Annotated in this window: 13 protein-coding genes; 9 read left to right on the top strand and 4 right to left on the bottom strand. The window is 71.5% G+C overall.

The window, feature by feature from the left end; translation table 11 throughout:
* Positions 1–35: 35 nt before the first annotated feature.
* Positions 36–605 carry a LysM peptidoglycan-binding domain-containing protein gene (locus ELY19_RS17455; RefSeq protein WP_126197365.1) on the top strand — a complete coding sequence of 190 codons (570 nt, stop codon included), beginning with the start codon at positions 36–38 and terminating at the stop codon, positions 603–605.
* Between the two features lie 81 nt (positions 606–686).
* Here the strand turns inward: ELY19_RS17455 and ELY19_RS24005 are convergent, their stop codons facing one another.
* Together ELY19_RS24005 and ELY19_RS17450 are read right to left on the bottom strand one after the other, a co-directional pair.
* The gene (locus tag ELY19_RS24005) at positions 687–818 is read right to left on the bottom strand and encodes a hypothetical protein (RefSeq protein ID WP_265582795.1); all 132 of its coding nucleotides are present in this window, start codon (positions 816–818) and stop codon (positions 687–689) included.
* A gap of 112 nt (positions 819–930) precedes the next feature.
* The gene (locus ELY19_RS17450; RefSeq protein ID WP_126197364.1) at positions 931–2,154 is read right to left on the bottom strand and encodes an acyl-CoA dehydrogenase family protein; all 1,224 of its coding nucleotides are present in this window, start codon (positions 2,152–2,154) and stop codon (positions 931–933) included.
* 125 nt (positions 2,155–2,279) lie between these two features.
* Between ELY19_RS17450 and ELY19_RS17445 the strand changes: the two genes are divergently transcribed.
* Positions 2,280–2,729 carry a winged helix DNA-binding protein gene (locus ELY19_RS17445; protein ID WP_126197363.1) on the top strand — a complete coding sequence of 150 codons (450 nt, stop codon included), beginning with the start codon at positions 2,280–2,282 and terminating at the stop codon, positions 2,727–2,729.
* 16 nt (positions 2,730–2,745) lie between these two features.
* Here ELY19_RS17445 and ELY19_RS17440 read toward each other — a convergent pair whose 3' ends face one another.
* Together ELY19_RS17440 and ELY19_RS17435 are read right to left on the bottom strand one after the other, a co-directional pair.
* Complete coding sequence (locus ELY19_RS17440; protein ID WP_126197362.1) at positions 2,746–4,275, bottom strand: AMP-binding protein; 1,530 nt, start codon at positions 4,273–4,275, stop codon at positions 2,746–2,748.
* 36 nt (positions 4,276–4,311) lie between these two features.
* Entirely contained in the window at positions 4,312–5,277 is a 966-nt protein-coding gene (locus ELY19_RS17435) for an aldo/keto reductase (protein WP_102103323.1), read from the bottom strand.
* A 69-nt stretch (positions 5,278–5,346) separates the two neighbouring features.
* Between ELY19_RS17435 and ELY19_RS17430 the strand changes: the two genes are divergently transcribed.
* From ELY19_RS17430 to ELY19_RS17400, 7 genes are all read left to right on the top strand, one after another.
* Positions 5,347–6,231, top strand: coding sequence for a bifunctional helix-turn-helix transcriptional regulator/GNAT family N-acetyltransferase (locus ELY19_RS17430; protein WP_126197361.1), 885 nt, complete (start codon positions 5,347–5,349; stop codon positions 6,229–6,231).
* A 233-nt stretch (positions 6,232–6,464) separates the two neighbouring features.
* Positions 6,465–7,190 (top strand): GntR family transcriptional regulator, encoded by a 726-nt coding sequence (locus tag ELY19_RS17425; protein ID WP_126197360.1) that lies wholly within the window; start codon positions 6,465–6,467, stop codon positions 7,188–7,190.
* Positions 7,191–7,217: 27 nt separating this feature from the next.
* Positions 7,218–7,445 carry a 4Fe-4S dicluster domain-containing protein gene (locus ELY19_RS17420; RefSeq protein ID WP_068520690.1) on the top strand — a complete coding sequence of 76 codons (228 nt, stop codon included), beginning with the start codon at positions 7,218–7,220 and terminating at the stop codon, positions 7,443–7,445.
* 26 nt (positions 7,446–7,471) lie between these two features.
* A complete protein-coding gene (locus tag ELY19_RS17415) occupies positions 7,472–8,812 on the top strand; it encodes an ABC transporter substrate-binding protein (protein ID WP_126197359.1) in 1,341 nt (446 codons plus the stop codon).
* Positions 8,809–9,648 (top strand): ABC transporter permease, encoded by an 840-nt coding sequence (locus ELY19_RS17410; protein WP_126197358.1) that lies wholly within the window; start codon positions 8,809–8,811, stop codon positions 9,646–9,648. Before ELY19_RS17415 ends, ELY19_RS17410 begins: the two co-directional genes overlap by 4 nt.
* Positions 9,645–10,397, top strand: a complete 753-nt coding sequence (locus ELY19_RS17405; protein ID WP_126197357.1) for an ABC transporter ATP-binding protein — start codon at positions 9,645–9,647, stop codon at positions 10,395–10,397. The genes ELY19_RS17410 and ELY19_RS17405 overlap by 4 nt, the downstream gene beginning before the upstream one ends.
* Before the next feature lie 17 nt (positions 10,398–10,414).
* Positions 10,415–13,099: a fumarate reductase/succinate dehydrogenase flavoprotein subunit gene (locus tag ELY19_RS17400; protein ID WP_126197356.1), complete on the top strand. Its 2,685-nt coding sequence runs from the start codon at positions 10,415–10,417 to the stop codon at positions 13,097–13,099.
* The last annotated feature ends 7 nt before the right edge of the window (positions 13,100–13,106 follow it).

Genomic DNA, 13,106 nt, shown 5'->3' with positions numbered 1-13,106 from the left:
GCATGTACTCGAGTACATCTACTAAGGGGATACACATGACCGACGTGCTTCGCGCAGGTAACCAGCTCGGCCTCGGGGAGACCCTGGACTCCCTCAACGGCGGCTACACGCTGACCCTGCAGAGCGATGGCAACCTCGTGCTCACCGAGGGCGCCGGCACCGTGGTGTGGGCCAGCGGCACCGACGGCAAGGGTGTCGAGCGGGCCAACTTCCAGACCGACGGCAACTTCGTGCTCTACAACGGCGCCGGTGAGGGCGTCTGGTCCACCCAGACCGACGGCAGCGGCGCCGACCGCATCGTCCTGCAGGACGACCGGAATCTCGTCGTCTACGCCGGCGACGCCGACAAGTGGGCCTCCAACACGGCCACCGACCAGCCCGCACCGCCCCGCGGCGCCGCGGAGCCCGAGCCCGTCGCCGCCGAGGCGCCGGCCGCCCCGGCCGCGCCCGCGCCGCGCACCCACACCGTCGTCTCCGGCGACACTCTGTGGGCCATCGCCGAGCAGTACCTGGGCGACGGCAACCGCTACACGGAGATCGCGCAGCTCAACGGCATCGCGAACCCGGACCTGATCAACGTGGGCCAGGTCATCACCATCCCCTGATCGCCCTGATCACGCCTTGATCCACGAGAACGGCCCGCTACTCGCCCGCGCGAGTCGCGGGCCGTTCTCGTTGCGGCAGCGTCACCGGGTCCGGGGATGGCAACCGAGGGACGCCGACACCACGGCGAGCGGCGAACTCGCCAGGCGCAGGTTGTGCCGCTCCTGCGGCGTCATGGTCCAGCGGGCGTGCAGACGATGGGCTAATCCGAGCATGATGCGTTCCTTCTCGACAGGGCGCTGATGCGACCCGACTCGAGTATCGAACCGAACGATTCAGGCGCGCAACGCTTGTCGCGTTAAGGCCGCGTATCGATCACGCAACGCCTCATTCGCCGCGCAACAACCCCTTCGCCACGTGCGTCACCTGGATCTCGTTGCTGCCGGCGTAGATCATCAACGACTTCGCATCGCGCGCGAGCTGCTCCACGCGGTACTCCGCCATGTACCCGTTGCCGCCGAACAACTGCACGGCCTCCATCGCCACCTCGGTCGCCGCCCGCGAGCTGTACAGCTTCATCGCCGAGGCCTGCGCCAGCGTCGGCGGCTTACCCGCACGGGAGGCCTCGATCGCGGTGAACAGCATGTTCTGCACGTTGATCCGCGCGATCTCCATCTCGGCGAGCTTGAGCTGGATCAGCTGGAACTTACCGATCTCCTGGCCCCACAGGGTGCGCGAGCGCGCGTACTCGATCGACAGCCGCTGCGCCTCGTTGATGATGCCCAGACTCAGAGCCGCGATGCCGATGCGCTCCGCGGTGAATCCGGCCTTCGCGGATGCCCCGCCTCCGCCGGGCGTCTCCTCGGTCTCCCCCAGCAGTCGGTCCGGGCCGAGACGCACGTCGTCGAAGAACAGCTCGCCGGTGGGCGAGCTCATCATGCCCATCTTCTTGAAGGCCCTGCCCTGCGTGAGCCCCTCCATGCCCTTGTCGAGAACGAACGTGAGCACCTTGCGGTCGCGCAGCGGCGTCCCGTCGCCCTCGTCGAGCTTGGCGAAGACCACGATCGTGTCGGCGTGCGGACCGTTGGTGATGAACGTCTTCTGGCCCTTGAGGATGTAACCACCGGAGCCGTCGCGGCGCACCGTCGTCTTCATGCCGCCGAGGGCGTCCGAACCGCTGTCCGGCTCGGTGATCGCCCACGCACCGACCTTCTCCATCGTGACCAGCTCGGGGAGCCAGCGCTTCTTCTGCGCGAGGGTGCCGCGCGACTTGATGGTGGACACCGTCAGGCCCATCGAGACGCCCATCGAGCCGATGAGCCCCAGGCTCACCCCGGCCATCTCGACGTTGAGGATGAGGAACATCGACGAGCCGAGCGTGCTCGAGCCGCCGGATTCGGGCTTGTCCCCCGCCTCCTCCGCGGCCAATTCCGCCTCGAGGTTCTCGCGGTTGACCTGGTCGATGCCGAAGGTCTGCAGCATCTTCCGGGTGATGTCGTACGGCGGGAGCGCGCCGGTCTCGAGTTCATCGACGTGCGGGCGCACCTCCTTGTCGATGAACGCACGGAGAGCGTCGCGCACCATCAGGTCTTCCTCGGACCACTCGAACACCGGACCTCCTCAGGCGGTAGAACATGTTCTATATGCTCCATCCTCGCACTCCCACCGAGCCGATGTGCACGAACCCCCGGAAAGCCCTTGACCTCAAGCAACCTTGAGGAAATAGCGTGCCGGATATGGAGACCTACTCGGACGACCGCATCCTCGAACAACCGATCGGCTACTGGGCAAGCATGGCGGGGCGCGCCGTCGTGACCTACATCCGCGCCACCCTCGAACGTCACGGCCTCACCCAACCGCAGTGGTGGACGCTCAACTACGCCGCCGACCGGCCGGACGGGGTGACCGTCGACGAGGTGGTCGAGTACCACCGCGGCTTCGTCGACACCGACGACGCCCTGCGCCCGGACACCCTCGCCCTCGTCGCCACCGGCCTGTTGCTCGACCAGGACGGCGCGCTCACCGTCAGCCCGGCGGGACAACGGCGCCGGGAGGAGACGTGGACCGACATCCGCGCCACTCTCGCCACCATCCGCGAGGGCGTCACGGACGCGGAGTACATCACCACGATCCGCACCCTGCAGCAGATGATCGACAACGTCGGCGAGACCGCCTGGCACGCCTGAACGGGCCGCCGACCGGTCAGTTCACCTTGCGTTCGAGCGCGTCCCAGAAGGGCGCCCGCAGCACGAACTTCTGGATCTTGCCGGTCGCGGTGCGCGGCAGCGCGTCGACGAAGTCGATCCGCTTCGGGCACTTGTAGCCGGCGAGGTGCTCGCGGGTGTGCGCGATGAGCTCCTCGGCGGTCACCCCGTCCGCGACGACGATCGCCGTGACGAGCTCGCCCCACTTCTCGTCGGGGATACCGATGACCGCGACCTCGCGCACCGCTGGATGCAGCGCGAGCGCGTCCTCGACCTCGATCGACGTGACGTTCTCGCCGCCGGAGATGATCACGTCCTTCTTGCGGTCGGCGATGGTGAGGTAGCCGTCCTCGAACGTGCCCCGGTCGCCGGTGTGGAACCAGTCGCCCTCGAGCGCCGCGGCGGTCTCGGCCGGCTTGTTCCAGTACGCGGTGAGCGCGTGATTGGTGCGGGTGAGGATCTCGCCGTCCTCGTCGATCTTCAGCTTCACGCCGAGGGCGGGTGCGCCGGCGCGACCGAGCCGCCGGGCGACCTCCATCGGGTCGTCGCCGGCCCACTCGGCGCGCTCGCGGTTCACGGTGATCAGCGGCGAGGTCTCCGTGAGGCCGTAGATCTGGATGAACTCCCAGCCCAACTCGAACCGCACGCGGTGGATCACGCGCGTCGGCGGCGGCGCGCCCGCGCAGATGACGCGCACGGTCCCGGCGCCCGGGATCGGGCCGTCCCACTCCGCGGCGGCGTCGAGCGCCGCGGTGACGACGGCGGGCGCAGCGCACATGATCGTCACGCCCTGATCCCGGACGCGGCGGAGGATCTCGGCACCGTCGACCTTGCGGAGCACGACGTGCTTGATCCCCACCCCGGTCGCGGCGAATGGCATGCCCCAGCCGTTGGCGTGGAACATCGGCAGGGTGTGCAGCAGCACGTCGTTGTCGGTGAGCGCGACGTGCAACCCGAAGACCGTCGCGTTGAGCCACAGGTTGCGGTGCGTGAGCTGCACGCCCTTGGGCTGGGCAGTGGTGCCGGAGGTGTAATTGATGGTGGCGGTCGCGGTCTCGTCGCCGGCCCAGGGCTGCGGCTCCGACGGTGCGCCCGCCGGGCCGAAGATCTTCTCGTCGTCGCGGCCGAGCACGAAGACGTGCTTCGCCCGTACGGTCTCGGCGAGGTGCTCGACCTCGGGATCGAGCAGCAGGACCTCGGCGCCCGAGTCCTCGACGATGTACTCGACCTCGGCGGGCGCGAGCCGGAAGTTGACGGGCACCAGGATCCTGCCCCAGCCGGAGACGCCGTAGAACGAGGTCAGCAGGCGCGCGGCGTTCTGGGAGACGATCGCGACGCGACCGCCGACGGGCACGCCCAGCTCGTCGAGCCGAGCGGCCTGCCCGCGAGCCAGGGCCGCCATCTCGGCGTAGGTCTTCTCTCCCCACGACGGGGCCGGCTGGTCCGGCTCGTCGACCATCCCGATGCGATCGGGATAGACGACCTCGGCCCGGTCGAGGAAGTCGCGTACGCCCAGATTCACGAACATGCCCGTCAGGCTACGTGCGGGCCGAAACCTCCGGGGTCAGAACGCGAAGGTGGTGTACCCGGTGGGGCGGGCGGAGACGATCTCGTCGATCGCGGCGAGGTCCTCGAGGGTGGGCTCCCATGCGACGGCCGCGACGTTGGCGGCGATCTGCTCGGCGCGGCTGACGCCGGAGATCACCGACCCGACGGCGGGCTGCGCCGCGAGTCCGCCGATCGCGACCTCGAGGAGCGAGACGCCGCGGTCGTCCGCGAACGCCTGCAGGCCCTCGATGACGTCGAAGTCGGCGCCCTCGAGCCGATGCGTCTCCTGCGCGAGGCGCGTGCCCTCGGGCGCAGCCTGGTCGCGCCGGTACTTCCCGGTGAGCAGTCCGTAAGCCAGGGGGAAGTACGGGAGCAGGCTCATCCCAACGCTCTCGAGCGCCGGCACGAGTTCCGTCTCGGCGCTGCGGTTGTAGAGCGAGTACTCGTTCTGGGCGGTGATGAAGTGCGGCGTCCCCAGGGTCTCGGCGAGCCAGTCGGCGCCGACGACCTCCCAGGCGGTGAAGTTCGAGCAGCCGATGTAGCGGACCTTGCCCGCCGTCACCAGATCGGCGAGGGTCTCGAGCGTCTCCTCCAGCGGCGTGATCCGGTCGGGCGTGTGCAGCTGATACAGGTCGATGTAGTCGGTGCCGAGGCGGCGCAGGCTGCCCTCGACCGCCTTGTGGATGTAGGTGCGGCTCGCGCGGACGCCGTGGTCCTCGCCGTAAAGGCCCTGCGTGTCCATGCCGAACTTCGTCGCGACGACCACCTGGTCGCGGCGCGATCCGAGCGCCCGCCCGAGCAGTTCCTCGCTCGCACCGGAGCCGTAGCTGTCGGCGGTGTCGAAGAGGGTGATGCCCGCGTCGATGGCAGCGTTGACCACCTCGTCGGTGGCGCGCTGGTCGATTCGGCGACCGAAGGCGTTGCAGCCCACGCCGAGTGTGGAGACGATGAGGCCGCTGGGTCCGAGTGGTTGGTAGCGCACGCCGACCACGGTACGCAGTTCTCGCTCGACCGTTGCCCCGCGGTCATATCTCTGACTATGGTCAGAGATATGACGGAGGATGTCGCGCAGGTACGGCGGTTCAACCGGGCGGTCACCCAGCGGCTGGGCGTCCTGCAGGACCGCTACCTCGCGCGGGACCGGCCGCTGGGGCAGGCGCGGCTGCTGTGGGAGATCGGCCGCGCCGACGGCGGGGTCGACGTGCGGGACCTTCGCACCCGCCTCGACCTCGACTCGGGCTACCTCAGCCGGCTCCTGCGCGCGCTCGAGGCGGACGGGCTGGTCACCGTCGGGAAGGACGACGGTGACGGCCGCGTCCGGACCGCGCGGGTCACCGCCGCGGGCGCCGCGGAGTACGCCGAGCTCGAAACCAGGTCGGAGGATGCCGCGCACGCGCTGCTCGATCCGCTCTCGGACGGGCAGCGCGGGCGGCTCGTCACGGCGATGGCGGAGGTGGAGCGGCTGCTCGTGGCCTCGCTGGTGCGGGTCGAGGAGGCGGACGCGCAGTCGCCCGCCGCGCGGTTCGCGTCCCGGGCGTACTACGCCGAACTCGGCGACCGACTGCGAGACGGCTTCGACCCGAGCGTGGGCGGCGCGATCCGCGACGCGGCGATCACGCCGCCCGCGGGGCTGCTGCTGGTGGCGACGCTGCGCGAGGAGACCGTCGGCTGCGGCGCGCTCACCTTCCAGGACGACGGCTTCGCCGAGGTCAAACGCGTCTGGGCGGCGCCCTCGGTACGAGGTCTCGGTCTCGGCCGGCGGCTCATGGCCGACCTCGAGGACCGCGCCCGCGCCGCGGGCGTGCGGGCCCTTCGACTGGACACCAACGGCAACCTCACCGAGGCGATCGCGCTCTACCGGAAGCTCGGCTACCGCGAGATCGAGCGGTACAACGACAACCCGTACGCGCAGCACTGGTTCGCCAAGGAGCTCTGACGACCGTCCGAGCGCCCACGAGGGCCCGGACGCCGAACCAGTCGATCAGCGAGATTCAAATCCGCGGCGCGCTCCGGCGGGTGGCGCAATAGCGGCCCACCGCCGGGAAGTCCCAGTTCGGAGCCCCCGCGAGCGCGGGCCGACCGGCGGAATCCCGCGCCGACGCCGGTCCTTCGCCGAGGCACCCTTCCGACGTCGGCCGGACCCGGCCGACCTGTTCCTATCGTTGCCGCATGCCAGCGACCGACCGCCCGATCCGCGCCGATTCCGCGCGCATCGTCGCCGACGTCCTGCGCCAGGCGATCCACGACGGCACCTACCGCGGGACCCTGCCCGGCGAGGACGACCTCGGCGACCAGTTCTCCGTCTCCCGGGGCACCGTCCGCGAGGCCCTGTCGATCCTGCGCGCCGAGGGCTGGATCCGCCGGGGACCGCGCGTCGGCACCGAGGTGATCGCCCGCACCGTCGACCACAGCCTCGACAGCCTCCGCGGCCTGCGGGAGACGCTCGCGCTGCACGGCGAGGTCCGCAATCGCGTGCGGACCGCCACCCGGCTCGTGCCGCCCCCGATCGTCGCCGAGAAGCTCGGAGTCCCCCGCGGCGCCGAGGCCGTGTACCTCGAACGGCTGCGGTACCTCAACGACGAGCCCGTGAGCCTCGACCTGACCTACCTCGTGGCCGACATCGGTGATCTCCTGCTGGAACAGGATCTCGAGAACGAGGACGTCTTCCCGCTGATCGAGGCCGTCACGGGTCATCGCCTCGGCACCAGCGACTACTGCCTGACCGCCGCGGCGGCCGATCCGCACACCGCCGCGAACCTGGAGATCGCCACCGGCTCGCCGCTCCTGCTCTACGAGCGCCTCACCCACCTCGAGGGCGGCCGCCCCGTCGACCTCGAGTACATCCGCATCCGATCCGACCGGATCACCCTGCGCGGCACCCTGCACCGCGACTGACGCCCCGACACGGAGGAACACACACCCATGGCACAGGTCGAACAGCGCGTCGACGTCCCCGTCACCATCGACGCCTCCCTCTGCATCGAGGGCTGCAACATCTGCATCGAGGCCTGCCCCCTCGACTCGCTCGCGCTCGACCCGAGCACCAACCGCGCCCACATGTACGTCGACGAGTGCTGGTACTGCGGGCCGTGTGCCGCGCGCTGCCCGACGGGCGCCGTCACCGTCAACATGCCCTACCTCCTGCGCTAGCCCGCCCTTCCCCGGAGAACCCCGCCATGACATCCGCCCTGCGCGCGGTCGCCGTCGTCGCCGCGACCGCCGCCCTCGCGTCCTGCTCCCTCGAACCCGCGGCCGACGAGTCCACCCAGACCCTGGTGGTGGGCTACCAGTCCAAGACCATCAACACCGTCACCGCCGGCACCCTGCTGCGAGCCAAGGGCTTCCTCGAGAAGCGCCTCGCCGCCGTCGGGAAGTTCCGCATCGACTGGCAGGACTTCGACACCGGCGCCCCGATCACGAGCGGGATGCTCGCCGGCAAGATCCAGATCGGCTCGATGGGCGACTACCCCCTACTCATCAATGGATCCCGAGCGCAGTCCAGTCCCGACACCGCGACAGCACTGCTCTCGGTGACCGGGTCTAGCGCTCGGGGCGCCCTCAATTCGGTGGTGGTCGCTACCGGCTCCCCGCTGCGCTCCCTGGCCGACCTGCGGGGCACGCAGGTCTCCGCATCGGTCGGCTCCGCCGGGCACGGCACCCTCGTCGCCGCGCTGAGCCGCGCGGGCATCGGCACCGGCGACGTCACCGTGGTGAACCAGCAGCCGCAGGTCGGGGCGAGCGCGCTCGAATCCGGCCAGGTCCAGGCGCTGGCGCAGTTCGTCGCCTGGCCCGGCCTCCTCGTGCGCCAGGGCAAGGCGCGACTGCTCTACGACGGCGGCGAGCTGAACACGCCCACCCTGCACGGGGTCGTCGCCAACCGGAAGTATGCGGCGTCGCACCCGGACGTGGTGCGCGCCTTCCTCCAGGCGCAGCTCGACGCCACCGACTTCCAGCGCGAGCACCCGCTCGAGGCCGCACAGGACGTCGCGAAGGCCAGCGGCCTCCCCGCCGAGGTCGTGTACCAGTACAACGGGCCGGGCGGCACCGACCCGAATCCGACGCTCTCCGCCCCGCTCATCGGAGCACTCAAGGGCGACATCGGGTACCTGCAGTCGATCGGCCAGTTCGGCACGCCGCTCGACGTCGACCGGTTCGTCGACCCGAAGCCCCTGGCAGCGGCCCAGACCGCGCGCGGCGGCTTCCAGTACGACGCCGCCACGCCCGCGCCGAGGCCGTCCGCGGAGATCTGGTTCGACGGCGCCGACGCCACCGAGACCGCGCCCGACGCGACGGCGCTGATCCGTACGCTCGCCACGACCGACCGGAAGGTCCGCGCCGCCTACGTCTCGGACGCCCTCACCGGAACCCGCTGGTACGCAGATCAATCGCTGTGGCTGCGCGACGGCGCGGCGCTCGTACCCTTCGCGGGCCCCGACGCCCGCGACCGCTACCGCGCGGAGAACCCCGGCGCCGTCCCCGTCGAGTACCGCGCCCTCCTCGAGGAGGCCCGACGATGACCGCCCTCGACTCGCTCCCCGCCGCGGCGCTCCGGCGGCCGGCCGCCGCCCCCGCCCGCCGGGCCGTGCTCCCGGCGTGGCCGGTCCGGATCGCGGTGGTCGCCGCCGCGATCGGCGTCTGGCAGCTGCTCACCACCCAGCACGTCGCACTCGGCTGGATCCGGTTCGACACGCTCCCCTCGGCGAGCGCCATCGCCGAGCGGTTCGCGCAGTCGGTCCGCACCGGCGAGTTCTGGCTGGACCTCGCACAGTCGCTGATCCGCATCGGCACCGGCTTCGCTGTCGCCTCCGCGCTCGGCATCGCCGCCGGCGTCGCGCTGGGCCGCTCGCGCGCCGCCGAGCTGACCGTCGGCACGCTGCTCGAGCTGGTCCGACCCATTCCCGCGATCGCCCTGGTCCCGGTGATGATCCTGCTACTCCCCTCCTCCGAGGCGGGCATGGTCGCGATCACCGCGACGGCCGCGTTCTTCCCCATCGCGGTGAGCGTGCGGCACGCCGTCCGCGCGCTCCCGACGGTCTGGGAGGACTCGGTGCGCACGCAGGGCGGCGGCGACTTCGCGGTGCTGTGGCGGGTCGTGCTCCCCGGCTCGCTGCCCGGCGTCTTCTCCGGGCTGTCGGTGGGCGTGGGCGTCGCGTGGATCTGCCTCGTCTCCGCCGAGATGATCTCCGGGCGCCTCGGCGTGGGCTACCGCACGTGGCAGTCGTACACGCTCGTCGACTACCCCGCGGTCTTCGTCGGCATGCTGACGATCGGCGTGCTGGGCTTCCTCACCTCCGCCGTCATCGAACTGGCCGGCCGGAGGGTCACCCGCTGGCTGCCGCGGGGTGACCGATGAGCGCGCCGACGGTCAGCCCGCCCGCGCAGCGCGACGGGCTGCGGCTGAAACTCGACGCCGTCGATCTCGGGTACCGCGGCACGCCCGCCGTGCGCGCGCTCGACCTCACCGTCGAGCCCGGCGAACGCCTGGTCCTGACGGGCCCGTCGGGCTGCGGCAAGTCGACGGTGCTGCGCGCGTTCGCCGGGCTGCTCCGCGCCGATTCCGGTGTCGTCCTCGCCGACGGTGCGCCCGTGACCGGCCCGGATCGCGACCGCGCCATGGTCTTCCAGGAGGACGCCCTGCTGCCGTGGCGCACCGTCGAGAACAACGTGCGGCTCGCGCTCGCGCTGCGGGGCGTGGCACGGCACCGTCGCGCCGACGAGGCCCGGCGGTGGCTCGCCGAGGTCGGGCTGACGGCCTACGCGAAGCACCTGCCCCGCGAGCTGTCCGGCGGCATGCGGCAGCGGGTCCAGCTCGCCCGCGGCCTCGCGGGTGCGCCCCGGGCCGTGCTCATGGACGAGCCCTTCGGCGCCCTCGACGCGCAGACCCGCGGCGACATGCAGCGGCTGCTGCTGCGCACGCTCGACGCCCACCCCGCCACCGTCGTCTTCGTGACCCACGACGTGGACGAGGCGATCCTCCTCGGCGACCGCATCGTCGTGCTGGGCCGCCGCGGCGCGCCCGTCCGCGCGGCCTTCGACGTGCGCCGCGCACCGTCGGCCTCCGCCCTGCGCGCGGGTGTCGTCGACGCCCTCACCGACCGCTGACCAGCTTCAGGAGTTCCATGGACATCCCCGAGATCGCCGACCGCACCCGTCTGACCTGCGACGTGCTCGTGATCGGCGGCGGTACCGCGGGCACGATGGCCGCGCTCACCGCGGCCGAGGCCGGCGCCGACGTGCTGCTGCTCGACAAGTCGCACGTACGCCACTCGGGCGCGCTGGCGATGGGGATGGACGGCGTGAACAACGCCGTCATCCCCGGCAAGGCGGAGCCCGAGGACTACGTCGCCGAGATCACCCGCGCCAACGACGGCATCGTCGACCAGCGGACCGTCTACCAGACCGCGACCCGCGGCTTCGCGATGATTCAGCGCCTCGAGCGGTACGGAGTGAAATTCGAGAAGGACGAGTACGGCGAGTACGCCGTCCGCCGCGTGCACCGTTCCGGCTCGTACGTGCTGCCGATGCCCGAGGGCAAGGACGTGAAGAAGGCGCTGTACCGCGTGCTGCGCCAGAAGAAGATGCGCGAGCGCATCCGGATCGAGAACCGGGTGATGCCGGTCCGCGTGCTCACGACCGGTTCCGGGGAGGACCGGCGGGCCGTGGGTGCGGTCGCCTTCAACACGCGCACGGGCGAGTTCGTCGAGATCCGGGCCGGCGCGGTGGTGCTGGCGACGGGGCCGTGCGGCCGCCTCGGGCTGCCCGCGTCGGGCTACCTCTACGGCACGTACGAGAACCCGGCGAACGCCGGGGACGGCTACGCCATGGCCTACCACGCGGGCGCCGAGCTCAGCGGCATCGAGTGCTTCCAGATCAACCCGCTGATCAAGGACTACAACGGACCGGCGTGCGCCTACGTGGCCAACCCGTTCGGCGGCTACCAGGTGAACGCGCTGGGCGAACGGTTCGTGGACTCGGACTACTGGTCCGGGCAGATGATCGCCGAGGTGCGCTCCGAGATCGATTCCGCCCGCGGGCCGATCTACCTGAAGGTCTCCCACCTGCCGGAGGAGACGCTCGGCGAGCTGGAGTCGATCCTGCACACCACCGAGCGACCCACCCGCGGCACCTTCCACGCGAACCGCGGGCACGACTACCGCACCCACGACATCGAGATGCACGTCTCCGAGATCGGCCTGTGCGGTGGGCATTCCGCATCCGGGGTGTGGGTCGACGAGAACGCGCGCACCACCGTGCCCGGCCTGTACGCGGCGGGCGATCTGGCGTGCGTGCCGCACAACTACATGATCGGCGCCTTCGTCTTCGGCGAGCTGGCCGGGGCGGACGCGGTGCGGCACGCGCGCACGGTGTCGGCCGTGTCCGTGGGGTTGGAGTCGCAGATCGCGGCGGCGCACGAGCTGATCTACGGTCCGGCGCGCAGGCCCGATGGTCCGCCGCAGCCCCAGGTCGAGTACAAACTGCGGCGCTTCGTCAACGACTACATCGCCCCGCCGAAGACGGCGCCGAAGCTGACCATCGCGATCGAGACCTTCGAGCGGATGCGCAGCGAGGTCGGCGGGCTGGGCGCGCGGACGCCGCACGAGCTGATGCGCTGCGTGGAGGTGTCGTTCATCCGGGACTGCGCGGAGATGGCGGCGAAGGCGTCGCTGGCGCGCACCGAATCCCGCTGGGGGCTCTACCACGACCGCCCCGACCTGCCCGAGCGCGACGACGAGCGATGGGGCCGGCACCTGAACCTGCGCCTGGGTCCCGACGGCGAGATGGAGTTCCTGACCCGGCCGGTGGCGCCGTACCTGGTCGCGGTGGACGAGTTCGACCACATCCCGGGATCCGCGTCGTCGGTCGAGGTGCTCGGTCCGCTGGCGGTGGCGCCGATCGGCGCGCTTCCCGCGGCGGCGCCGCGTGCGGCTGCGGTACCCGCGGTCTCGCCGCGGTTGCGGGAGCTGCTCGCGCTGGACGGGCCTGCCGTGGAGGAACTCTCGCGATTCCTGTCCGATCCGGACACGACGGTCCGGCGGACCGCCGTCACGTTCCTCGTAGAGGGCGCGCCCGACGGCTTCCTCGCTCCCCTCGTCGCCGCACTCGGCGACGCGGACGCCCTGGTCCGGCGCGCGGCCGCGGCGGGGCTGATCGAGCTGGTGGAAGTTCTGCCGTCGGCGGACGGGCTGGCCGACCACCTCGGCTCGGCCGACGCCGTGGTGCGGGCGGCCGTCGGGAACCTCCTGCGCTCGCTCAAGGCGGGGACGCCGGCGCAGTTCGCCGCGCTGAGCACCGACCCGGATCACCGGGTGCGGGTCGTGGGCGTGAGCGGGTTGGTCGCGCACGACGATTGGGAGGCGCTGGCGCGGACGACCGCGGATGGGAACCGGGAGGTGCGGATCGCCGCGGCCACGGGCCTGGCGACCGTGGGCCGCGGAGGCGTCGACGCGGCGCGCACCCTGGCCGCCGACCACGACCCGCTCGTCCGGGCCGCGGCTCTCGAGGCCCTGGGCGTGCTCGGCGATGCCACCGACCTCGACCTGCTCGCCGCCGGACTCAAGGACCGGGCGTGGCAGGTGCGCCAGGGCGCCGCGCGCGGCACCGTCGCCCTCGGACCCGACGGTGCGGTCGCGGCCCTGGAATCGGCCCTGACGGACCCGCACCTCGATGTGCGCAAGGCCGCCGTCGTGACGCTGCGGACGTGGCCGGAGGTGCCGGCGGTCGCCGCCGCACTCACCGCGGCACTGGAGGATTCCGACGCGGACGTGCGCGCGCACGCGCGGCTGGCCCTGGCGGCTGCCGACTGACGCGGCG

Source organism: Tsukamurella paurometabola, assembly GCF_900631615.1.
Classification (GTDB): domain Bacteria; phylum Actinomycetota; class Actinomycetes; order Mycobacteriales; family Mycobacteriaceae; genus Tsukamurella; species Tsukamurella paurometabola_A.
This window is presented reverse-complemented; position numbering and strand designations above follow the sequence as displayed.

Excerpts from the sequence above, each read along its gene's own strand:
- ELY19_RS17455 (WP_126197365.1), top strand. The coding sequence starts at position 36 with ATGACCGACGTGCTTCGCGCAGGTAACCAGCTCGGCCTCGGGGAGACC.
- ELY19_RS24005 (WP_265582795.1), bottom strand. The coding sequence starts at position 818 with ATGCTCGGATTAGCCCATCGTCTGCACGCCCGCTGGACCATGACGCCG.
- ELY19_RS17445 (WP_126197363.1), top strand. The coding sequence starts at position 2,280 with ATGGAGACCTACTCGGACGACCGCATCCTCGAACAACCGATCGGCTAC.
- ELY19_RS17440 (WP_126197362.1), bottom strand. The coding sequence starts at position 4,275 with ATGTTCGTGAATCTGGGCGTACGCGACTTCCTCGACCGGGCCGAGGTC.
- ELY19_RS17430 (WP_126197361.1), top strand. The coding sequence starts at position 5,347 with ATGACGGAGGATGTCGCGCAGGTACGGCGGTTCAACCGGGCGGTCACC.
- ELY19_RS17425 (WP_126197360.1), top strand. The coding sequence starts at position 6,465 with ATGCCAGCGACCGACCGCCCGATCCGCGCCGATTCCGCGCGCATCGTC.
- ELY19_RS17420 (WP_068520690.1), top strand. The coding sequence starts at position 7,218 with ATGGCACAGGTCGAACAGCGCGTCGACGTCCCCGTCACCATCGACGCC.
- ELY19_RS17415 (WP_126197359.1), top strand. The coding sequence starts at position 7,472 with ATGACATCCGCCCTGCGCGCGGTCGCCGTCGTCGCCGCGACCGCCGCC.
- ELY19_RS17410 (WP_126197358.1), top strand. The coding sequence starts at position 8,809 with ATGACCGCCCTCGACTCGCTCCCCGCCGCGGCGCTCCGGCGGCCGGCC.
- ELY19_RS17405 (WP_126197357.1), top strand. The coding sequence starts at position 9,645 with ATGAGCGCGCCGACGGTCAGCCCGCCCGCGCAGCGCGACGGGCTGCGG.
- ELY19_RS17400 (WP_126197356.1), top strand. The coding sequence starts at position 10,415 with ATGGACATCCCCGAGATCGCCGACCGCACCCGTCTGACCTGCGACGTG.